A 21,389-nucleotide genomic window follows, 5' to 3' on the forward strand; every position below is an offset into this window, starting at 1 on the left:
CTGCACCTTTTAAAATGTGACTTCGCCTTCAATTTTCACGCTCTTTATGAAAACTCTAGACTAAAGTCGTCTTCATTCTTATTGCATATCTAGCGAGAATAAGGGAAATCATCAATTAAAGGATGGAGCTATGCCAAGTGAACTCAATTTCTCAATTGCTCCATTTAATCGCCTAACAGCAAACCAGAAAGAGCAATTAACGCGTCATGTCGACATTGCTTACTTTCGTGAAAATGACATTATTTTACATCAAAGCCAATCCTCAGAAAGCTTATACATTATTATCAAAGGCGTAGTTGAAGAGCGATCTAACGACAGTGGAGAGATCTATGCTCATTACACTCATGATGATATTTTTGATGTCAGATCCCAACTCGAAGGCTCAGTAAAGCATTGCTATCACGCCCTTGAAGATACGTTATGTCACCTTATTCCTACCGGAGTGTTTCTTTCCATTTATCACGAAAATGCTGATTTCTCTGCTTATTTCAATGGCAGTTTAGCGAAACGCAAAGCGCTTCTCACTCAAGCAAATCAACAACAAAATTTAGCCAAATTTATTCTGACAAAAATTGATGATGATACGATTCAAACCGCCATTTCTGTCGATTGGAATACATCATTAAAACAGGTCACACATTTACTTAAAGAACATAATATTGATGCCCTTTTTGTAGAACTAAACCAATACGACCCAAGGCATAAAGGAAATAAATACTCATTGCCAATCGGGATCATAACCCGCACCGACTTATTACACGCATTAGTCCTGAATAATCACGAGCCGAACCACCCTGTAGGTCCAATTGCAACCTACCCTATCGTATCGATACAAAAACACGACTACCTTTTTAATGCCATGACCCTAATGACTCGCCACCACGTAAAAAGAGTGGCTGTATTAGATAATCAGCAATTAGTTGGTATGCTCGATATGACTCAGGTATTAAGCCTTTTCTCAACTCACTCTCACGTCTTAACACTTCGCATCGCCAGAGCCCAAAGTATTGAAGAGCTTGCCATTGCTGCTAATAGCCAAACCCAGCTCATTAATACCTTATTAAATAACGGCATTCGAACGCGATTTATCATGGAATTAATTTCTACGGTTAATGAACAGATCATTGAAAAAGCATTTAGTTTAACCATCCCCAAAGGGCTTCATGATCACTGCTGTTTAATTGTTATGGGCTCAGAAGGCCGAGGTGAGCAGATCTTAAAAACCGATCAAGATAACGCTTTAATCATTAAGAATGGCTTAGAGTGGCACCAAGTAAATGAATTAATGACCCAATTTACACAGACGTTATTGCAGCTTGGCTACCCTTTATGCAAAGGAAATGTCATGGTCAGTAACCCTCACTGGGTCAAAACAGAGCAAGAGTGGCAGCGTTATATTGAACGAATGTGCACAGAGCACAATGGTGAGAATATGATGAACTTAGCCATATTTTCTGATGCGCAAGCCGTTGCTGGTAATCGAGATTTATTGACGCCATTAAAGCAGAGCATAAGTCATCAGTTAAAAGATAACGAACTTGCCTTAAGCATTTTTACTCGCCCAGCACTGCAATTTACGGTGCCGTTAACTCTGTTTGGCAACGTCAAAAATAAAAAAGAAGGGATTGATATTAAACAAGGGGGTATTTTCCCCATTGTTCATGGTATTCGCGCGCTCTCCTTGGAACAAGGAATCGAAAAAACCAATACTTTTCAACGTATTGAAGAATTAAACTCACGCAAAGTTTTAGAGCACTCAACCGCAGATAACTTAACCGAAGCATTAAAATTATTTTTTAAATGGCGACTTCGTCATCAGTTAAAAAACAGCCAAAATAGAGTGTCTAATTACATTCACATTGAACAGCTCGATAGAACGGAAAGAGATTTACTTCGCCATAGTTTGCACGTAGTGAAAAAATTTAAAGAATGGCTTGGCTACCATTATCAAATAAGGGATTAAACGATGAATGCCCTACAGCGATTATGGTGGCGATATAAATTAAAAGACCACCCTCATCATTCTCTATTTTCATCCTATTCTGGTGATGAATTAGTCTCGATTGATTGTGAAACCACTAGCCTTGACCCTAACCACGCTGAACTGGTTTCTATTGCGGCCATTAAAATCAAAAATAATCGAGTATTAACCAGTCAAACCATTCACTTAAAACTAGCACCACCACAAAGTTTAAACTCTGATTCGATTAAGGTTCATCAGCTGAGACATCACGATCTCACCAGCGGGTTATCAGAAAAAGAGGCGCTTAATCAACTGATTCACTTTATTGGTTGTCGACCAATTGTGGGTTACCACATTCACTATGACAAAAAGATTTTAGACCGAGCCTGTTTACGTCACTTCAATCATCCTTTATCAAATTCATTAGTTGAAGTATGTCACCTCTATCATCATAAATTAGAACGACTACTACCAAACGCTTATTACGATCTAAGCATTGACGCTATTTCTAGACATTTAGACCTACCGCAGGCCAAACGCCATGATGCATTAGAAGACGCCATTGCCGCCGCATTAATTTATGTGCGCTTAACTCATGGGGACTTTCCAGATTTGCCAACAATAAGGCTAGGCCATAACAATCACTGATACACAGTTACTGATCTGCGTCTCAAAAACCAATACTCGTCATTCTGAAAATTCAGTAAACCTTTCTTTCTCTGACTAAAGTCTAATTGTTGAAAACCTATTTCTAACCGAAAGTAATATCAACCCGACCAATAAAAAAGCAGAGCCAATGATGGTGCTGCAATGAAATCCAGTCATAAATTGGATATTTGCTGTATTCACAAGGAGAATCAACATGAGTGACATTCACGTATACCCTGTCAATCAAGACATCGCTAACAATGCCCACGCAGATGATGAAAAATATCGTGAAATGTACCAGCAGTCCGTTATTAACCCTGAAGGTTTTTGGCGTGAGCATGGACAGATCCTTGATTGGATGACTCCTTATACAAAAGTGAAAAACACCTCTTTTGATACTGGCCATGTCGATATTAAATGGTTTGAAGATGGCGAATTAAATGTCTCGGTAAACTGTATTGACCGTCACTTAGCTACTCGCGGTAATGAAGTCGCGATTATTTGGGAGGGTGATGACCCAAAAGATGACGCCTCAATTACCTTCAACGAACTCCATGAGCAAGTTGGTAAATTTTCAAATGCACTAAAAAGCCAAGGCGTTCGTAAAGGCGATGTGGTTTGTATTTATATGCCAATGGTGGCTGAAGCTGCTGTTGCTATGCTGGCTTGTACTCGTATCGGCGCAGTTCACACCGTAGTATTTGGGGGCTTTTCACCAGAAGCACTGGCTGGACGAATTGTCGATTCCGATGCAAAAGTGGTTATTACTGCCGATGAAGGCGTTCGTGGTGGTCGTACTGTTCCACTGAAAAAGAATGTCGATGATGCATTAAATAACCCTGAAGTAACCACCATTGAAAAAGTCGTTGTATTCCAACGTACAGGCAATGACATTGAGTGGAGTGAAGACCGTGATGTATGGTGGCACGAAGCAACGGCTGTCGCTTCTGCACATTGTGAGCCAGAAGCCATGAATGCCGAAGATCCTCTATTTATTCTCTATACTTCTGGATCTACAGGTAAACCTAAAGGCGTATTACATACCACAGGTGGCTACCTTGTTTATGCAGCCATGACCTTTAAATATATTTTTGATTATCAAGAAGGCGAAGTTTTCTGGTGTACTGCAGATGTTGGTTGGATCACCGGTCACACTTACTTAATTTATGGTCCTCTTGCAAATGGTGCAAAAACGATTTTGTTTGAAGGTGTACCTAATTACCCAAGCACTAGCCGCATGAGTGAAGTGGTCGATAAGCATAACGTAAATATTCTCTATACTGCCCCTACAGCGATTCGAGCATTGATGGCACAGGGCAATGATGCAGTCGAAGGCACGTCGCGAACCTCATTACGTGTCATGGGATCGGTTGGTGAGCCAATCAACCCTGAGGCATGGGAGTGGTATTACAACACGATTGGTGATGCTCGTTGCCCTATCGTTGATACGTGGTGGCAAACAGAAACCGGTGGAATTTTAATCTCACCACTACCAGGAGCAACCGCATTAAAACCAGGTTCAGCAACTCGCCCATTTTTTGGTGTGCAACCTGCCTTAGTCGACAATATGGGAAACATCCTTGATGGTGCGACCGATGGTAACCTGGTTATTACTGATTCATGGCCGGGACAGATGCGTACCATCTATGGTGATCATGACCGCTTTGAACAAACTTACTTTTCTACCTTTAAAGGCATGTATTTTACTAGTGATGGCGCACGACGTGATGACGATGGTTATTACTGGATCACAGGGCGTGTTGATGACGTATTAAATGTTTCAGGTCATCGAATGGGAACCGCCGAAGTAGAATCCGCATTAGTGGCGTTTGATAAAATAGCTGAAGCGGCCATTGTTGGCGTACCGCATGACATTAAAGGACAAGCGATTTATGCCTACATCACCCTAAATTCAGGTGAAATTCCAAGTGCTGAACTGCATAAAGAAGTGAAAGATTGGGTAAGAAAAGAAATTGGTCCAATAGCCACGCCAGATTTCCTCCATTGGACAGATTCATTACCTAAAACTCGTTCAGGTAAAATTATGCGCCGTATTCTACGAAAAATAGCAACCGGAGATACTTCCAACCTTGGAGATACTTCAACCCTTGCTGATCCAAGCGTGGTTGATAAACTGATTGAAGAGCAAAGAAAAATCGCCTAGAACCATTCAATACAATCTAATTTTTATCTCAATGAGCCACTATTGTTCGCAATGGTGGCTTATTTCATGTGACGCCCTGCTCAAATTTACAGATATGTTATTTCTTTACTGATAACGTGCTAAGTAAACAAAATTTAAAACTGCATAATTGTTCAACAAAGTTGAAAGTATTTGTTAACTAACAAGTAAAATAACGGAACTTAACGGCCCTCTTTGCTTCTTATTATCATATTTGAATTAAAATATGTTTTATTCTCTTCTCATAAAGTGAGAACTTAGAGCTGATAAGACCAGTATTTTGCTGCGATTTGCTGTGATATTGTCTATAATTGCTTTTTATGAGCATTAGCAGTGTAATATTTGCAAAAACTCATCAAATCGAATATATAAATTATGCTTTTTTTACTTCAATAGTAAGAACAAGGAATTTAGCATCACAATGTCGACTCAATCGCGAATTTTAGTTCTCAATGGTCCGAACCTAAATCTATTAGGTCTTCGTGAACCGGCCCATTATGGCAATCAAAACTTAGAACAGATTGTTAATACTTTAACTATTCAAGCTAACGCATTGAATATTGAATTAGAGCATTTACAGTCAAATCGTGAATATGAGCTGATAGAAGCAATTCATAATGCTTATCAACGTATTGATTTCATTATCATCAACCCAGCTGCGTTTACGCACACTAGTGTCGCTTTACGCGATGCACTGCTTGGGGTTGATATTCCTTTTATTGAAGTACATTTATCAAATGTCCATGCACGCGAACCTTTTCGCCACCATTCTTATCTTTCTGATAAAGCGGTAGGTGTTATTTGTGGGTTAGGTGCTGATGGCTACGAATTTGCTTTGAATGCAGCAGCAAAACGTCTGCGTTCAAATTGATCACTGAATATAAACAGAAGAGATTACACAATGGATATCCGCAAAATTAAAAAACTGATTGAACTAGTTGAAGAGTCTGGCATTGCAGAACTTGAAATTTCTGAAGGTGAAGAGTCAGTACGCATCAGCCGTGCTGTAGCACCTCAAGCTCAACTAGCACCAGTACAACAAGTTGCGGCACCTGTAGCTGCTCCTGTAGCAGAAGCAGCTCCTGTTGCTACAGCACCTATCGCTGAAGCTCCAGCAGAAGTTGCTGGTCATAAAGTTTGTTCTCCAATGGTTGGTACGTTCTACGGCGCTTCAAGCCCAGACGCAAAACCATTTGTTAAAGTTGGTCAACAAGTTACTGCTGGCGATACACTTTGTATCGTTGAAGCAATGAAAATGATGAACCAAATTGAAGCGGACAAGTCTGGTACTGTTACTGCTATTTTAGTTGAAGACGGTAACCCGGTTGAATTCGATCAACCACTTGTTGTGATCGCATAATAGAGGTCACTATGTTAGATAAATTAGTTATCGCAAACCGTGGTGAAATTGCACTACGTATCTTGCGAGCATGTAAAGAGCTTGGTATTAAAACGGTTGCAGTTCACTCTACTGCTGACCGTGATTTAAAGCATGTATTGCTTGCTGATGAAACCATTTGTATTGGTCCTGCACGCAGTGCCGACAGCTACTTAAACATTCCTCGCATTATTAGTGCGGCAGAAGTGACAGGCGCTGTTGCTGTTCATCCTGGTTACGGGTTCTTAGCTGAAAATGCTGACTTCGCAGAGCAAGTTGAGCGTTCTGGCTTTATCTTTGTTGGTCCTAAAGCGGAAACTATCCGCATGATGGGCGACAAAGTATCAGCGATTACATCAATGAAAAAAGCTGGTGTTCCTTGTGTACCTGGTTCTGATGGCCCGCTAGATAATGACGAAGCGAAAAACAAATCATTTGCAAAACGCATTGGCTACCCTGTAATCATCAAAGCCTCTAGTGGTGGCGGTGGTCGTGGTATGCGTGTTGTTCGTGCAGAAAAAGATCTAATCGAAGCAATCGCAATGACTCGTGCTGAAGCAACAGCTTGTTTTGGTGACGGTACGGTTTACATGGAAAAATTCCTTGAAAACCCTCGCCACATCGAAGTTCAAGTAATTGCCGATGGTCAAGGTAATGCGATTCACCTTGGTGAGCGTGACTGCTCTATGCAGCGTCGTCACCAGAAAGTAGTTGAAGAAGCACCAGCACCAGGTATTACCGAAGAAATGCGTAAATACATCGGTGAGCGCTGTACACGTGCGTGTATCGATATTGCTTACCGCGGTGCGGGTACATTTGAATTCTTATACGAAAACGGTGAGTTCTACTTTATTGAGATGAACACACGTATTCAAGTTGAGCACACAATTACTGAAATGGTAACGGGTATCGACTTAATCAAAGAGCAACTGCGTATTGCCGCAGGCCAACCTCTTTCGTTTACTCAAGAAGACATCAAACTACGTGGTCACTCAATTGAGTGTCGTATCAATGCTGAAGATCCTGTTCGCTTCCTACCTTCACCGGGTAAAATTGAGCGTTTCCATGCACCAGGTGGTATGGGCGTTCGTTGGGAATCTCACATTTATACAGGCTACACAGTACCACCACATTACGATTCAATGATCGGTAAGTTAATCACTTACGGTGAAAATCGTGATGTTGCTATCGCTCGTATGAAAAACGCATTAAGCGAAATGATTGTGGAAGGCATCAATACAAATATCTCTTTACACCTAGATATTATGAATGATGAGAACTTCCAACACGGCGGTGCAAACATCCATTACCTTGAGAAAAAATTAGGCCTTCAATAGAACGCAATTTTTCATCTTAAGTTAAAGAAGTAAATAAAGGCCGCGAGTGATTACACTCACGGCCTTTTTCTATGGTAAAATTCGCCGATATTTTCAACTAAACAAAGTGATCCCCATGCCTTGGATTCAAGTAAAACTAAATGCAACATCTGAAAATGCTGAACAAATCAGTGACATGCTAATGGAAGAGACGGGTGCTCTTTCGGTAACGTTTTTAGATGCAAAAGATGTCCCTATCTTTGAACCTCTTCCAGGAGAGACTCGTTTATGGGGCGAAACGGATATTGTTGCTCTTTATGATGCAGAAACCGACATGGATTTAGTGATTGCACAATTAAAAGCAAGCACGGTACTTGATGATAACTTTGCTTATAAAGTTGAACAGCTTGAAGACAAAGATTGGGAACGTGAATGGATGGATAACTTCCACCCAATGAAGTTTGGTGAGCGCTTATGGATTTGCCCAAGCTGGCGTGAAATCCCTGAGCCAGATGCGGTTAATGTTATGCTTGATCCTGGCCTTGCGTTTGGTACAGGCACGCATGCAACCACAGCACTTTGTCTTGAATGGCTAGAAAGTATTGACCTTAAAGGCAAAACCGTTATCGACTTTGGCTGCGGTTCTGGCATCTTAGCGATCGCAGCGATCAAACTAGGTGCTGCAAAAGTCGTTGGGATCGACATTGATCCTCAAGCGATCACCGCATCAAAAGACAATGCCGCTCGTAATGGCGTAGCCGATCAACTTGAATTATTCTTACCTCAAGATCAGCCAGAGAACCTTGTTGCAGACGTCGTTGTCGCTAATATTCTTGCAGCCCCACTTCGTGAACTTTCAAGTATTATTACCGCTCACGTTGCTCCTGGTGGCGTGCTAGCTATGTCTGGTGTCTTGGATACTCAAGCAAATGATGTTGCTTCATACTACGCAGATAACTTCACCCTTGATGCTATTGCCGAGCAGCAAGAATGGTGCAGAATCTCAGGAATTAAGAAGTAATCGTCCCTCAGACCTACTCTTCCTAAAAAAAACTTCAATGCCTCAATACTAAATTTGAGGCATAAAACCGTCTAATTGACTGAAATATAAACAAATTGCATAAACTATTTGTAAATGCTCAAAATTTGGTCTTTTCAGGCGAGCAAAAAATGCGTAAAATGCGCGCCCTTGCTGACACAAACGTGTGTGGATGTTTTGCAGATAGGTAAATATACATTAAAGAACAATCTTATCGTTGCTCCTATGGCTGGTGTAACCGATAGGCCTTTTCGTGAGTTATGTATGCGCTATGGCGCAGGCATGGCTGTGAGCGAAATGATGTCTTCTAACCCAAAACTATGGAAAACATCTAAGTCCCAAAATCGCATGGTACATGAAGGTGAATCTGGTATTCGCTCGGTACAAATTGCGGGGGCAGATCCACAGTTGATGGCGGAAGCTGCGCAACACTGTGTTGAAACCGGTGCTCAAATCATCGATATCAATATGGGGTGCCCTGCTAAGAAGGTGAATAAGAAACTTGCTGGTTCCGCATTATTACAGCGACCTGATTTGATTGAAGAGATCTTATTAGCCGTTGTAAATGCCGTTGACGTTCCGGTAACTCTGAAAACGCGTACAGGCTGGGATCCAGACAACCGAAACTGTGTTCAGGTTGCAAAAATGGCGGAGCAATGTGGCATCCAAGCTTTAGCGCTTCATGGGCGAACCAGAGCTTGTATGTACAAAGGTGAAGCTGAATACGACAACATTAAAGCGGTAAAAGAAGCGATTTCTATTCCGGTTATAGCGAACGGTGATATCGACTCGCCGGAAAAGGCTCGTTTTGTGCTTGAGTATACAGGCGCTGACGCTTTAATGATCGGCCGTCCTGCACAAGGTAGGCCATGGATTTTTAAAGAAATCCAACATTATTTAGAAACGGGCGAAATCATGCCACCTCTTCCAATTGAAGAAGTGAAGACCACTTTACTTGGTCATGTCCATGCGCTTCACCAGTTTTATGGTGAATTTTTAGGCCCTCGCATTGCTCGTAAGCATGTGGGTTGGTACTTAAAAGAGCATGAGCAAGCAACCGATTTCCGCCGCAGCTTTAACGCGATAGAGGACGCTTCACAGCAACTCCATCAACTTGAAAGCTATTTCGACCACGTTGCATCATAATAAAAGAAGAGCTAAACAGAATATGTTCGATCAATCTATGACTTCAGAAGCATTAACAGTTACAACAGTTACAGCACAAGACCAAATTACTCAGAAACCACTACGTGATTCTGTTAAGGCTTCGCTGAAAAACTACTTAGGCCAACTAAATGGTCAAGAAGTTAACGACTTATATGAATTAGTATTAGCTGAAGTAGAGCAACCTCTACTAGACATGATCATGCAGCATACTCGCGGCAACCAAACTAAAGCAGCAAACATGATGGGTATCAACCGTGGTACGCTTCGTAAAAAACTTAAAAAATATGGCATGAACTAGTCACGCCTTATTTCGAAAATTTAAAGCAGTGTTAAGCAATTAACGCTGCTTTTTTTATATCTAAGATAACTGCATTCATCTCTTTCTTTGATCAACAGATATAAAAAAACCGATACTACATTTCTGTAATATCGGCTTTTAAATCTCTTACCTACTATGGCGGCCAAGCTCGTTTCTTGCCACCACCAGCACCAGCTCCTGAGCGAATAAGCTCAACGGCTTTTGCTGTTTTTTCTTCAATGCCTTTTAAACGCTCATCAAGTTCACTTAAATCAGCTGCGGCTCCCGCGGTATTCGAACCTTGAGCACCAACACCATCAATCATTTTAGCGATCTTGGCATTCTGAGCTTCAATACGCTTAATACGAGCATCAAGCTCCATTACTGCCTTCCCTTGCTCACTGATTTTTTTATCGATAACTTTCAGAGCGGAAAGCAATTTCATTACGTATTGTTTTTCCATTAATTGGCTCTCACCTAATTGTCGCTCGTATTCTTTCCACTAATTATCGACCATTTTATCAACATCTTGAGTAAACAGGCACAATAATTTATGCTTTTTTCTCTTCTAACTCAGCTAAGGCAGAAAGAATAGAGCAATGGGAGGCATCTTCGTCAACATGACCACAACAAGCATCATTAATTCGCTTTAACGCGGTTCTAATTTCAGTGAGTTGCTCAATCTTTTTATCTATTGTATTTAGTTTAGTTTGAGTAATCGCTTTTACCTCAGCGCAACTGTGCTTTGTTGCTTCCAATCTAATGTCGAGTAACTCTTGTATTTCATCTAACGTTAAGCCCAACTGCTTAGCTTTTAAAATAAAACGAATTTGAGCAAGATTATCATCATTATAAAGACGATACCCACTACTGCTTCTGCCTGATGGTATAAGTAACCCATTTTTCTCATAAAAGCGTAATGTGTCGTTAGTTACATTACATCGTTTTGCCAACTCTCCAATCAAATACATTTTCATTTCGTCTTTTTCCTCTCTTTATGCGCTTTATTTGTATCGTTTTTTAATAAAAATGACATCTTTTCCTATGGATGCAATCGATTGCGCGAGCTTTTTTGTTTAAGTTTAGTTAGAATATGCACCATTACGTTAATACAACACTTAATACTTTACTCTTTTCAATTAGGGTGTTTCCCAAAACTGGCCAATCTCTGCTTCTCCTTAAACAAGAAATAGAGCAGAACAAGTTCATTTTTGGCAAAAATCCTAACTTAATTCTAAAGGAAGAAAGTAGTCATGAATAACGCACGTCCGATCCGTCGCGCGCTAATTAGCGTATCTGATAAAACTGGTATTGTAGAATTTGCTCAAGCACTGACTGAGCGCGGAGTAGATATCCTATCTACTGGTGGTACCGCTCGCCTGCTTGCTGAAAAAGGCATCTCAGTAACTGAAGTATCTGATTACACAGGCTTCCCAGAAATGATGGATGGCCGCGTTAAAACTCTTCATCCTAAAGTTCATGGTGGTGTACTTGGTCGTCGTGGCCAAGATGACGGCATTATGGAACAGCATGGCATCAACCCTATCGATATGGTTGTTGTTAACCTATACCCATTTGCAGAAACCGTAGCAAAAGAAGGTTGCACCCTTGCTGACGCTGTTGAGAACATCGATATCGGTGGCCCAACAATGGTTCGTTCTGCAGCGAAAAACCACAACGACGTTACCATCGTTGTAAACGCGCACGACTACGATCGCGTTATTACTGAAATGGACGCTAACGAGAAATCTCTTACTCAAGCAACTCGCTTTGATTTAGCTATCGCAGCCTTCGAGCACACAGCTTCTTATGATGGCATGATTGCTAACTACTTCGGTACTATGGTTCCTTCTTATGGAGAGAACAAGGAAGGTGATGAAGAGAGCAAATTCCCACGCACGTTCAATCAACAGTTCGAGAAAAAACAAGACATGCGCTACGGTGAGAACAGCCACCAAGCAGCGGCATTCTACGTTGAAGCCAATCCTGAAGAAGCATCAGTGTCTACTGCTCGCCAAATCCAAGGTAAAGCCCTGTCTTACAACAACATCGCTGACACTGACGCGGCACTTGAGTGTGTAAAAGAGTTCGATGAACCTGCATGTGTGATTGTTAAGCACGCTAACCCATGCGGTGTTGCCCTAGGTAACAATATTCTTGAAGCTTATGACCGCGCATTCAAAACAGATCCAACGTCTGCATTTGGCGGTATCATCGCATTCAACCGTGAGTTAGACGCAGCAACAGCAACAGCGATCACTGAGCGTCAATTCGTTGAAGTTATCATCGCTCCTTCTGTTTCTGCTGAAGCAGTAGAAATCGTAGCGGCTAAGAAAAACCTTCGCCTACTTGAATGTGGTGAGTGGACATCTAAAACAACTGGCTTTGACGTGAAACGCGTTAACGGCGGTTTGCTAGTTCAAGATCGCGACCAAGGCATGGTTTCTGAAGATCAGCTTAAAGTGGTTTCTAAACGTCAACCAACGGCTGAAGAGTTAAAAGATGCACTGTTCTGCTGGAAAGTAGCTAAATACGTTAAATCTAACGCGATTGTTTACTCTAAAGGTGACATGACTATCGGTGTTGGCGCAGGCCAAATGAGCCGCGTTTACTCTGCGAAAATCGCCGGTATTAAAGCCGCTGATGAAGGTTTGGTTGTTGAAGGTTGTGCAATGGCATCAGATGCATTCTTCCCATTCCGTGACGGTATCGACGCGGCAGCAGAAGCTGGTATCAAATGTGTTATCCAACCGGGTGGTTCTATGCGTGATGATGAAGTTATCGCCGCTGCCGATGAACATGGTATGGCGATGATCTTTACCGGTATGCGTCACTTCCGCCACTAGTTCTCTTGTCATCATTGGGGCGGTAACTGCGTTGACTACGCTCGCTTACCCTAATCACATAGCGAGCTATGCTCATAGGGATAAGCTCGCTTGTCGCCTTGTTAGCGCTCCCACTGATTTAAAGAGACCTCGAATAGTTGAATCGCGTAAGCACCAACTACTTTGAGCAAAACTTATTATTTTGTTTTTTTAAATATTCCGATATTTGAAATACGTAGAGCAAATCAGTGACTTTAGTTCAAGGAAAACACGCGGAGCTTATGACCATAAGTGAGCATGTTTGACACAGAAATAAAGGCTCTGAAGCAGCTATAAGGATTTTAAAACATGAATGTATTGATTATTGGTGCTGGCGGTCGTGAGCACGCACTAGGTTGGAAAGCGGCACAAAACCCAAACGTTGAAACGGTATTTATCGCTCCAGGTAATGCAGGTACAGCGCTTGAACCAAAACTAGAAAACGTAGCGATTGATGTTGAAGACATAACAGCTCTTGTGGCCTTTGCAAAAGAGAAAGCAATTGAGCTAACAATCGTTGGCCCTGAAGCACCATTAGTTATCGGCGTTGTTGATGCATTCCGTGACGCAGGATTACCTATCTTTGGCCCTACAAAAGCAGCAGCACAACTAGAAGGCTCTAAAGCGTTTACTAAAGACTTTTTAGCTCGTCATGATATCCCAACAGGCTCTTATGCAAACTTTACTGAAATTAAACCAGCATTAGCTTACGTGCGTGAACAAGGCGCACCGATTGTCGTTAAAGCTGATGGCCTTGCTGCCGGTAAAGGCGTTATCGTTGCAATGACACTAGAAGAAGCAGAAGACGCGATCAAAGATATGCTAGCAGGCAATGCCTTTGGTGAGGCTGGTAGCCGCGTCGTTATTGAAGAGTTTTTAGAAGGTGAAGAAGCAAGCTTTATCGTTATGGTTGATGGCGCAAGTGTTCTACCAATGGCAACTAGTCAAGATCACAAACGTGTAGGCGATAAAGACACTGGCCCTAACACAGGTGGAATGGGCGCGTACTCTCCTGCTCCTGTTGTTACTCCTGAAATCCATAATCGTATTCTAGAAGAAGTTATCTATCCTACGGTTCGTGGAATGGATGCTGAAGGCGCTCCTTACACTGGATTTTTATATGCTGGTTTGATGATTGATGCTGATGGCACGCCAAAGGTAATCGAATACAACTGTCGCTTTGGTGATCCAGAAACACAACCTATTATGATGCGTATGGAATCGGATCTTGTTGAGCTTTGCCTAATGGCTATTGACGAAAAACTGGATGAAGCAGAATCTAAATGGGACCCACGCGCTTCTATCGGTGTTGTTCTTGCTGCTGGTGGCTATCCAGCGGATTATGCAAAAGGAGACGTTATTTCGTTGCCTTCAGAAGAAGCTGAAGGTCAAAAGATCTTCCACGCAGGCACCACAAATAACGAAGCTGGCGACGTTGTGACAAATGGCGGCCGCGTACTTTGTGCAACAGCATTAGGAAATACAGTCTTAGAAGCTCAGCAACGTGCGTACGAGTTAACGAAACAAGTAAGCTGGAATAGAATGTTCCATCGCAATGACATTGGTTACCGTGCCATTGCGCGTGAATTAGAAGATAAGTAATGGCTTAACTTACAAATAACAGCTACAGAAAAACAAAAGGCGCTATCACAGCGCCTTTTTATATCAATGTAGCTAATTAAATTAGCTATTTTCCTGCGTAATAATGATCAAATAATTAATGGAGTTGGTATTACTCTTCAATTAATTCAGGTCGTTCTACACAAGTGTAGCTATCATCTGTTAACAACAATAATTCAGACATTTTTAATACTTTTTTATCGCGATTTTTCTCTTCACCTAAAAATGAGATAAAACTGTCTAAGCCGGATAATCGTGCGACGACAAAATTCGGTAAGATTTGATTGAATTCTAATTGATCGTATTGCTGACCATCGCAAGAATAAAATGTTTCGCCATCCCACTCACCTTGATATAAAGCAACACCTTCTTTATCCAAACCTTCTACTTTTGTGATTAAATACTTAGATTGGTCTTGGAATTGAGCAAGTTGATTAGGCATCAATGGGAATATACGACCATCTTTACGATAGCGTTGATACACTGCCTCTCCATTGCCATTATAACGAACGTGCATCATGTAAGGGATGAGACCGTCAGTATTATCTAACATCTCACCTTCACGAACGGCTTCGACTAATACGTTTTTTTCCCAGCGATAAGTTGTTTTATACCAACCATAATCACCCATAGTAACGTAATCTGACGCAGTTAGAGACTGTTGTAGTCGACGTGTATACCAATAGTAACTGGTTGCATCACCTTGGATTTGACCACCGGTTAAGGTGACTGATTTGATGCGTTGCTCATCTGATGGGCTTGATGAACAGCCAAAAAGAAATGCAGAGAGAAGTAAGGTAGATAGAATGCGCTTCATAAAAATGCCGAGTTAAGGGTTAACTCGGCAAAGTATATCTTAGTTCACTGATTCTTTCAGTGCTTTGCCAGCAACAAATGCAGGAACATTCGCAGCTTTGATTTGAATCTCGTCACCAGTCTTAGGGTTGCGACCAGTGCGTGCTGCACGATGATTAACTTTAAAAGTACCAAAGCCGATAAGTTGAACCTGTTCGCCATCTTTAAGTGCGCCAGTTACGCCTTCTAGAGTCGCTTCAAGAGCTGCTTTTGCTTGTGCTTTTGATAGGTCTGCTTTTTCAGCAATAGCATCAATTAACTGGGTTTTATTCATTAGGGTTTCCCTTCTATTTTTTGAAATCCTGTTCACTCTAATGCATAAAGCCCCCATCTGGCAAAGGTTTGTCACACTTCTTGCTACAGAATGCGCGTTCTTTAGACACAAACTGAGTAACGTCTCACAATTTATCACTATTTTTCATTTATGAGGCATTGCTTTTTGACCGATCAGCACCCATTTTATAAGGGCTTGCTTACTTTTTTGAGATTAATAATGTTTATTTTATCCATCTATATTGCCATTTCTATTAGCGTATCCTTCATTTGTTCTGTGCTTGAGGCTATTTTACTTAGTATCAGCCCAAGCTATTTGGCTCAAATGCGTCAAGAGAACCACCCTGCTGCCGAAAGATTAACGCAACTAAAAAACAATGTAGATCGCCCTTTAGCGTCAATTTTAACCCTAAATACTATTGCCCATACTGCGGGTGCTGCGGCTTCTGGTGCTCAAGCGTCTATCGTTTTTGGTAGTGAGTGGCTAGGTGTTTTCTCTGCGTTCTTAACGTTCGCAATCTTATTATTTTCTGAAATTGTACCGAAAACTATCGGTGCAACCTACTGGCGCCAACTCGCTCCAATGGCTGCAAGAATGCTGCATTGGATGGTGCTGTTATTAAGCCCTGTTGTTTGGGCGTCAGAGCAATTAACTAAACGTTTAGCTCGTGGACATCAAGCGCCAAAATTACGAGATGAAATTGCTGCTATGGCCACGCTTGCAAAAGAGAATGGTGAATTTGCAGAAGGTGAGTCAAAAATCTTAACTAATATTCTAAATATTAGAGATGTACCAGTGACTCAAGTCATGACACCAAGAACCGTTTTATTTCGTGTTAATGCTGAAATGACGGTGGAAGACTTTATAAAAGATTGCGCAGAAACCCCATTTTCACGTCCATTAGTTTACAGTGAAGACAGCGATAACATTGTTGGCTTTATCCATCGCTTAGAATTATTCTCTGCAATGCATAAAGGCCAAGGAAAACGCCTTCTTGGTTCTGTTATGCGCCCAATTCAAGTCGTTATCAGTACTTCAACACTACCGAAAGCATTTGAACACTTAATGAAGCACAGAGCACAGTTAGCGCTCGTGATTGATGAATACGGCACGGTACAAGGCCTGCTTACTTTAGAAGATATCTTTGAATATATGGTTGGTGAAGAGATCATTGATGAAGCAGATAAAACTACAGATATGCAGCAACTAGCTCAACAGCGTTGGACTAACTGGAAAAACAAGCACGGTGTTATCGATAATACCGATGTAGAAGAAGAGAAAGAATAGTTAAAGGTGTTAGCAAGCCCCTTTAAATTAAAAAACCGATGAATATTCATCGGTTTTTTTTGTAACGTCAGAAAATTAGTAATCTAGCTCTAGACCGATATTACTTACATTCTCGTCTCTTAGTTCTTGGCGTAAGTCTTTAATTAAATCAATATCACGCTCTTCTGCTTCACGAAGTGGTCGGAAAATTGCCCACTGGACATCCCACTCTTCACAAATCACATCAATGTCTTTTTGATTTTCATCTGTCACTTCTTCACCCGTTTGCGCTTCAACCAGCTGAGCAACTGTCATTACTGATAGCTGGCTAATCTTAAACATGGCTTCTTCTAATACATCACGATCTAAGATCCCGTGTAAAAAAGTCGATAACGCAACACAAGCATCAATTGCTGGGTAAGTCAGGTAAATTGAATCATCATCTAACTCAGGGATCATTTCTTCTAGCTTTTCTAATTGACGTTCAAAATTAATCTTGGCATTTTTAACGGTCAATAATTCCCAAATACTATCTAGTATAACGCGATAGGTTTGAGGCTCAGCAAAGCCGGTTGCTTCACAGTAATGTACGTAATTTGGGTACATACGCTCACATAAAGAAGCCATAAAAGTAATTTGTTGCCATGGTTCAAACTTTTCTAAACGAACTTGGATAGGATTGCGTAACATATACGATTCTACACTATAAAAAAATGACGCTTTAAGTGTACTTGATAACCACGAATGACAAAAGGAAGGTTATGAACAAATTACTTATCATTTCAAAAGAAAAAGAGAGCTACCTCTCACTTTTTGAGCTATAGGATCTTCCTGATCTTGAAATTTGTCATGATCTTAGAAAAGCCGATATTATCCTTACCGACCCACCACTCATTTCTGAATTACTGGATCAATTTAAATCTGTTGAGTGGATTCACTCTACCTTTGCCGGTATTGACGCTCTTATACATTCTAACTTACGACAAGATTGTACTCTCACCAATGTTAAGGGGATCTTTGAGCCACAAATCTCTGAATATGATTTAGGTTATTGCATTCAATATTTTCGCCATTTTTCTTTAAAGAATCTTGTGGATTTTGACAACGGTTATTAAAAATAAAAGCCTGTGATATAACAGGCTTCACTGCGTTATGCTTGTGGTACTGCGGCAAGCTTTGCTCGAATAAACTCAAGATGATCAAGATAAATCAAATCGGATACCTGACGAATCACCGCCTCTTCCATTGGTTCAATCACACCATCTGCATACGCTACCGTCCACATAGCTTCGATTAGATCGTAACGCTCGTTCGGCATCAATGCTCTCAACTTAGTTGTAAACTCATATAAAGACGTTGAGGCTTTACTTTTAGCCGTAGCTTCACGCAATAAAGTCTTTGCTTGTTCGTCGTTAATATCAAATAATTTACTTAATAGCTGTAATTTTGCGTTATCTTCTCTTTCATCACTCTGGTGATCGGCACCTGATACTTCACATAATAAAGACGCCATTGCTAAATGCATCGAAGCGACTTCACCCGCACTACCGTCACTCGCTTCATGCATGACTTTTTTTAATAGCGTACTCAATTTCTTAAACATAAAAACTCTCAATACCGATAATTAATAATATGACCATTTAAGTATAGATCTGTTCCAATAAAAAAGGAGACTACAATGAGTCTCCTTTCTATCTAGAATCTTAAACTAAGATTTTATTTATGATACGGCTTAGATAGGTCATGAACCGCATCAACAAACACACCTGCATTTTCTGGCGGAACGTCTAAATGGATACCGTGACCCAAGTTAAATACGTGACCTGTACCCTCATTACCAAACCCTTCTAGAATAGTACCCACTTCTTGGCGGATACGTTCAGGTTGTGCGTAAAGGATTGATGGGTCCATATTACCTTGTAGAGCAACTTTATCACCAATACGAGCTTTCGCATCTGCAATATTAATTGTCCAATCCAAGCCTACTGCATCACAGCCTGTTGCTGCAATTGACTCTAACCACATACCACCATTCTTAGTGAATAGCGTTACTGGTACTCGGCGACCTTCGTTTTCACGAATTAAGCCATCAACAATCTTATGCATATATTGCAAAGAGAATTCGTTGTAATCACGAGGAGTTAATACGCCCCCCCATGTATCAAATACCATCACAGATTGTGCACCTGCTTTAATTTGCGCGTTTAGGTACTCAATAACCGTATCTGCTAATTTATCTAGCAATAGGTGTAATGTTGCTGGTTCTGCATACATCATTTTTTTGATCTTAGTGAATGCTTTTGAGCTTCCACCTTCAACCATGTATGTCGCTAGTGTCCAAGGGCTACCAGAAAAACCAATTAATGGTACTTCACCTTTTAGATCTTTACGGATCTGACGTACTGCATTCATTACATATTGCAGCTCACCTTCAGGATCTGGAAGGCCAATTTTAGTTACGTCAGCTTTACAAGTAATTGGACGCTCAAACTTAGGACCTTCGCCTGTTTCAAAGTATAGTCCTAACCCCATCGCATCAGGAATAGTCAGAATATCTGAAAATAGAATCGCAGCATCTAGAGGAAAACGACGTAGAGGCTGTAGCGTCACTTCAGAAGCAAGCTCTGCATTTTTACACAGAGACATGAAATCACCCGCTTCTGCTCGTGTCGCCTTGTACTCTGGAAGGTATCGACCTGCTTGGCGCATCATCCAAACTGGTGTGTAATCTACTGGTTGTTTTAATAACGCACGTAAATAGCGGTCATTTTTTAATTCTGTCATGATCTTTCCTTATATTAGCTCCTGCTATTGTATCACTCAATGGCACGAACAAAAGCCTACCTTTGCTATCGAGATCATATTTAATTAATCTTATTTATGATGCCAATTGCGCAATAGTTAACCTCATGATAGAAATTGCTTTGCTAGTGAAAATAACAACATTCAATTAACAATTGTATTTAATTGAAAGCATAACAACACCTTACTTACACCCTGTCTCTTGATTGGGTGTTTTTTTATTTATGTTATCTAGTGTTGTTTCTATGAGCGTTCGTGCAATCGTGCCTTTAGGAGCAAGTTCTGGCAATTGATCTTGGCAATACCATCCCGCTTTCACTAGCTCATTTCTATCGACTTTGATTTCACCTGACTCATAATCTGCCAAGTACCCAACCATAAGGCTTGAAGGAAAAGCCCAAGGCTGACTACCAAAATATCGGATATTGGTAATTTTAATGCCTGTTTCTTCAAATACTTCACGCTCTACCGCCATTTCAAGCGTTTCACCTACCTCAACAAAACCGGCTAAAACCGTAAATAAGCCACCTTTATGCCTTTGATGTTGAGCAAGTAAAATCGAATTTTCTCTACGAACCGCTACAATAATAGATGGAAAAATTCTAGGGTAATGCAACTTGCGACATTCATTGCACTGCATGGCGATTTGATTAAGGTTCAGTTGAGTACGGCCACCACATTGAGGGCAAAAACGGAATTCTCGAGCCATAAATCCATATTGAATCGCTTTACTGAATAATAAAAACTCAGTTTCTTTGCATTCTAATAAGTCTCTTAAATTCGTATAAGAAAGTGTTTGCTCAACTGACTCATCATTTAACCACATAACAGGATAACTATTGTGTTTTCCTATACATACGGCTTGCTCAAAAGGCAATTTTAAATCACTTGCACTGCCGTAAGGGAGACCATCAGTTTCTAGCCAAATAGTAGAATCATTGACGACACACCAGTAGACTTTTGTATGTTGGTTTAACATCTTTATCACAACCCTCTTGCAGCCTTTAATATTTACTGGCAATCTTAATGAATATAGTAATGAGAGTATATATAAGAACTTTGGTTTATTGCTTGCAACTACAAGGATATCGTTATGCTTACTAAACTAAATAAATTCCAAGAACAGTGGGGTGGTAATAACGATGTTATTGATCACTGGCTTTCGACTCGACAAGATCTATTGGTCGAGTTCTGTAAATTAGCAGGCTTACCCCCTTTCGATTCATCGACTCCATCCCTCCCTACTTTCTCGTCAATTCAATCTTTTACTCAGCATTTAATTGATTATATTTCAGAAGGTCATTTTAAAATTTACAACATGGTAATGGCGAAATGGGATGCAACAGGTTTTTCTCCAACGGAAGATATGAGTCAAATTTACGCTAATATCACTAAAACCACCGATCCGATCCTAAATTTTACAGATAAATACTCAAAAGAAGACGAAGCGCTTTTATTGACTGATTTTGATAAAGATTTCTCAAAAATAGGTGAGATTATTGAAATGAGGTTTGAGCTAGAGGATGGATTAATCGAGCTGATTTCGAGCAGCTTAAGTCACCCACCTGGCGCATAAATGACAAAAATAAGCTAATTAAAGGACAGTCTGTAGTTACAGAAATATGGACTAAGTCTTTATGAAGATAAAAGCAATTTTCCCCGGGAAATTGTAATGAACCAAAAAAAACCCTGCATCTCTGCAGGGTTTTTTATTTGC

At 40.8% G+C, this 21,389-nt stretch carries 21 protein-coding genes; 13 read left to right on the plus strand and 8 right to left on the minus strand.

All coding sequences use genetic code 11. The features are described 5' to 3' along the window. The first annotated feature begins 130 nt into the window (after positions 1–130). The 9 genes from PVK63_RS18470 to fis all read left to right on the plus strand — a co-directional run bounded on the left by PVK63_RS18470 (position 131) and on the right by fis (position 9,991). Positions 131–1,963, plus strand: a complete 1,833-nt coding sequence (locus PVK63_RS18470; RefSeq protein ID WP_274440845.1) for a DUF294 nucleotidyltransferase-like domain-containing protein — start codon at positions 131–133, stop codon at positions 1,961–1,963. Between the two features lie 3 nt (positions 1,964–1,966). Then, positions 1,967–2,611 carry a 3'-5' exonuclease gene (locus PVK63_RS18475; RefSeq protein WP_274440844.1) on the plus strand — a complete coding sequence of 215 codons (645 nt, stop codon included), beginning with the start codon at positions 1,967–1,969 and terminating at the stop codon, positions 2,609–2,611. A 214-nt stretch (positions 2,612–2,825) separates the two neighbouring features. Beyond that, complete coding sequence (gene acs / locus PVK63_RS18480) at positions 2,826–4,775, plus strand: acetate--CoA ligase (protein WP_274440843.1); 1,950 nt, start codon at positions 2,826–2,828, stop codon at positions 4,773–4,775. Positions 4,776–5,214: 439 nt separating this feature from the next. Next, positions 5,215–5,664: a type II 3-dehydroquinate dehydratase gene (gene aroQ, locus PVK63_RS18485; protein ID WP_130048519.1), complete on the plus strand. Its 450-nt coding sequence runs from the start codon at positions 5,215–5,217 to the stop codon at positions 5,662–5,664. A gap of 30 nt (positions 5,665–5,694) precedes the next feature. Further along, positions 5,695–6,153, plus strand: coding sequence for an acetyl-CoA carboxylase biotin carboxyl carrier protein (gene accB / locus PVK63_RS18490; RefSeq protein ID WP_130043807.1), 459 nt, complete (start codon positions 5,695–5,697; stop codon positions 6,151–6,153). 11 nt (positions 6,154–6,164) lie between these two features. Then, the gene (gene accC / locus PVK63_RS18495) at positions 6,165–7,508 is read left to right on the plus strand and encodes an acetyl-CoA carboxylase biotin carboxylase subunit (RefSeq protein WP_130048517.1); all 1,344 of its coding nucleotides are present in this window, start codon (positions 6,165–6,167) and stop codon (positions 7,506–7,508) included. 115 nt (positions 7,509–7,623) lie between these two features. Further along, positions 7,624–8,508 carry a 50S ribosomal protein L11 methyltransferase gene (gene prmA / locus PVK63_RS18500; protein ID WP_130043805.1) on the plus strand — a complete coding sequence of 295 codons (885 nt, stop codon included), beginning with the start codon at positions 7,624–7,626 and terminating at the stop codon, positions 8,506–8,508. A 195-nt stretch (positions 8,509–8,703) separates the two neighbouring features. Next, positions 8,704–9,672 (plus strand): tRNA dihydrouridine synthase DusB, encoded by a 969-nt coding sequence (gene dusB, locus PVK63_RS18505; protein ID WP_165367202.1) that lies wholly within the window; start codon positions 8,704–8,706, stop codon positions 9,670–9,672. 22 nt (positions 9,673–9,694) lie between these two features. Then, positions 9,695–9,991, plus strand: a complete 297-nt coding sequence (fis, locus tag PVK63_RS18510) for a DNA-binding transcriptional regulator Fis (RefSeq protein WP_005421285.1) — start codon at positions 9,695–9,697, stop codon at positions 9,989–9,991. A 154-nt stretch (positions 9,992–10,145) separates the two neighbouring features. On the opposite strand, the gene PVK63_RS18515 is transcribed toward fis, so the two are convergent. Both PVK63_RS18515 and zntR read right to left on the minus strand, forming a co-directional pair. After that, entirely contained in the window at positions 10,146–10,454 is a 309-nt protein-coding gene (locus PVK63_RS18515; RefSeq protein WP_130043803.1) for a hypothetical protein, read from the minus strand. Positions 10,455–10,542: 88 nt separating this feature from the next. Next, positions 10,543–10,962: a Zn(2+)-responsive transcriptional regulator gene (gene zntR / locus PVK63_RS18520; protein ID WP_130043996.1), complete on the minus strand. Its 420-nt coding sequence runs from the start codon at positions 10,960–10,962 to the stop codon at positions 10,543–10,545. A gap of 282 nt (positions 10,963–11,244) precedes the next feature. Here zntR and purH point away from each other — a divergent pair, with 282 nt between their 5' ends. Together purH and purD are read left to right on the plus strand one after the other, a co-directional pair. After that, positions 11,245–12,837, plus strand: a complete 1,593-nt coding sequence (gene purH / locus PVK63_RS18525) for a bifunctional phosphoribosylaminoimidazolecarboxamide formyltransferase/IMP cyclohydrolase (RefSeq protein ID WP_130048514.1) — start codon at positions 11,245–11,247, stop codon at positions 12,835–12,837. A gap of 327 nt (positions 12,838–13,164) precedes the next feature. Beyond that, positions 13,165–14,457 (plus strand): phosphoribosylamine--glycine ligase, encoded by a 1,293-nt coding sequence (purD, locus tag PVK63_RS18530; RefSeq protein WP_274440842.1) that lies wholly within the window; start codon positions 13,165–13,167, stop codon positions 14,455–14,457. Positions 14,458–14,587: 130 nt separating this feature from the next. Here purD and PVK63_RS18535 read toward each other — a convergent pair whose 3' ends face one another. Next, positions 14,588–15,292: a DUF1481 domain-containing protein gene (locus tag PVK63_RS18535; RefSeq protein WP_274440841.1), complete on the minus strand. Its 705-nt coding sequence runs from the start codon at positions 15,290–15,292 to the stop codon at positions 14,588–14,590. A gap of 39 nt (positions 15,293–15,331) precedes the next feature. Next, positions 15,332–15,604 (minus strand): HU family DNA-binding protein, encoded by a 273-nt coding sequence (locus PVK63_RS18540; protein ID WP_122033826.1) that lies wholly within the window; start codon positions 15,602–15,604, stop codon positions 15,332–15,334. Between the two features lie 219 nt (positions 15,605–15,823). On the opposite strand from PVK63_RS18540, the gene PVK63_RS18545 reads away from it, so the two are divergent. Next, positions 15,824–16,891: a CNNM domain-containing protein gene (locus PVK63_RS18545; protein WP_130048511.1), complete on the plus strand. Its 1,068-nt coding sequence runs from the start codon at positions 15,824–15,826 to the stop codon at positions 16,889–16,891. A 75-nt stretch (positions 16,892–16,966) separates the two neighbouring features. Here PVK63_RS18545 and PVK63_RS18550 read toward each other — a convergent pair whose 3' ends face one another. From PVK63_RS18550 to nudC, 4 genes are all read right to left on the minus strand, one after another. Continuing rightward, positions 16,967–17,560 carry a YjaG family protein gene (locus tag PVK63_RS18550; protein WP_130048510.1) on the minus strand — a complete coding sequence of 198 codons (594 nt, stop codon included), beginning with the start codon at positions 17,558–17,560 and terminating at the stop codon, positions 16,967–16,969. A gap of 460 nt (positions 17,561–18,020) precedes the next feature. Further along, a complete protein-coding gene (locus PVK63_RS18555; RefSeq protein WP_274440840.1) occupies positions 18,021–18,473 on the minus strand; it encodes a tellurite resistance TerB family protein in 453 nt (150 codons plus the stop codon). Positions 18,474–18,586: 113 nt separating this feature from the next. Beyond that, complete coding sequence (gene hemE / locus PVK63_RS18560; RefSeq protein ID WP_130043796.1) at positions 18,587–19,654, minus strand: uroporphyrinogen decarboxylase; 1,068 nt, start codon at positions 19,652–19,654, stop codon at positions 18,587–18,589. Between the two features lie 202 nt (positions 19,655–19,856). Next, positions 19,857–20,651 carry an NAD(+) diphosphatase gene (gene nudC, locus PVK63_RS18565; RefSeq protein WP_274440838.1) on the minus strand — a complete coding sequence of 265 codons (795 nt, stop codon included), beginning with the start codon at positions 20,649–20,651 and terminating at the stop codon, positions 19,857–19,859. A 114-nt stretch (positions 20,652–20,765) separates the two neighbouring features. Between nudC and rsd the strand changes: the two genes are divergently transcribed. Further along, a complete protein-coding gene (gene rsd / locus PVK63_RS18570; RefSeq protein WP_130043794.1) occupies positions 20,766–21,248 on the plus strand; it encodes a sigma D regulator in 483 nt (160 codons plus the stop codon). Positions 21,249–21,389 lie beyond the last annotated feature (141 nt).

It is taken from the genome of Aliivibrio sp. S2TY2 (assembly GCF_028765525.1).
In the GTDB taxonomy this organism is placed as follows: domain Bacteria; phylum Pseudomonadota; class Gammaproteobacteria; order Enterobacterales; family Vibrionaceae; genus Aliivibrio; species Aliivibrio finisterrensis_A.

Excerpts from the sequence above, each read along its gene's own strand:
- purH (WP_130048514.1), top strand. The coding sequence starts at position 11,245 with ATGAATAACGCACGTCCGATCCGTCGCGCGCTAATTAGCGTATCTGAT.
- zntR (WP_130043996.1), bottom strand. The coding sequence starts at position 10,962 with ATGTATTTGATTGGAGAGTTGGCAAAACGATGTAATGTAACTAACGAC.
- prmA (WP_130043805.1), top strand. The coding sequence starts at position 7,624 with ATGCCTTGGATTCAAGTAAAACTAAATGCAACATCTGAAAATGCTGAA.
- fis (WP_005421285.1), top strand. The coding sequence starts at position 9,695 with ATGTTCGATCAATCTATGACTTCAGAAGCATTAACAGTTACAACAGTT.
- rsd (WP_130043794.1), top strand. The coding sequence starts at position 20,766 with ATGCTTACTAAACTAAATAAATTCCAAGAACAGTGGGGTGGTAATAAC.
- nudC (WP_274440838.1), bottom strand. The coding sequence starts at position 20,651 with ATGTTAAACCAACATACAAAAGTCTACTGGTGTGTCGTCAATGATTCT.
- PVK63_RS18550 (WP_130048510.1), bottom strand. The coding sequence starts at position 17,560 with ATGTTACGCAATCCTATCCAAGTTCGTTTAGAAAAGTTTGAACCATGG.
- PVK63_RS18540 (WP_122033826.1), bottom strand. The coding sequence starts at position 15,604 with ATGAATAAAACCCAGTTAATTGATGCTATTGCTGAAAAAGCAGACCTA.
- accB (WP_130043807.1), top strand. The coding sequence starts at position 5,695 with ATGGATATCCGCAAAATTAAAAAACTGATTGAACTAGTTGAAGAGTCT.
- PVK63_RS18545 (WP_130048511.1), top strand. The coding sequence starts at position 15,824 with ATGTTTATTTTATCCATCTATATTGCCATTTCTATTAGCGTATCCTTC.
- hemE (WP_130043796.1), bottom strand. The coding sequence starts at position 19,654 with ATGACAGAATTAAAAAATGACCGCTATTTACGTGCGTTATTAAAACAA.
- PVK63_RS18475 (WP_274440844.1), top strand. The coding sequence starts at position 1,967 with ATGAATGCCCTACAGCGATTATGGTGGCGATATAAATTAAAAGACCAC.
- accC (WP_130048517.1), top strand. The coding sequence starts at position 6,165 with ATGTTAGATAAATTAGTTATCGCAAACCGTGGTGAAATTGCACTACGT.
- aroQ (WP_130048519.1), top strand. The coding sequence starts at position 5,215 with ATGTCGACTCAATCGCGAATTTTAGTTCTCAATGGTCCGAACCTAAAT.
- PVK63_RS18470 (WP_274440845.1), top strand. The coding sequence starts at position 131 with ATGCCAAGTGAACTCAATTTCTCAATTGCTCCATTTAATCGCCTAACA.
- purD (WP_274440842.1), top strand. The coding sequence starts at position 13,165 with ATGAATGTATTGATTATTGGTGCTGGCGGTCGTGAGCACGCACTAGGT.
- PVK63_RS18515 (WP_130043803.1), bottom strand. The coding sequence starts at position 10,454 with ATGGAAAAACAATACGTAATGAAATTGCTTTCCGCTCTGAAAGTTATC.
- PVK63_RS18535 (WP_274440841.1), bottom strand. The coding sequence starts at position 15,292 with ATGAAGCGCATTCTATCTACCTTACTTCTCTCTGCATTTCTTTTTGGC.
- acs (WP_274440843.1), top strand. The coding sequence starts at position 2,826 with ATGAGTGACATTCACGTATACCCTGTCAATCAAGACATCGCTAACAAT.
- PVK63_RS18555 (WP_274440840.1), bottom strand. The coding sequence starts at position 18,473 with ATGTTTAAGAAATTGAGTACGCTATTAAAAAAAGTCATGCATGAAGCG.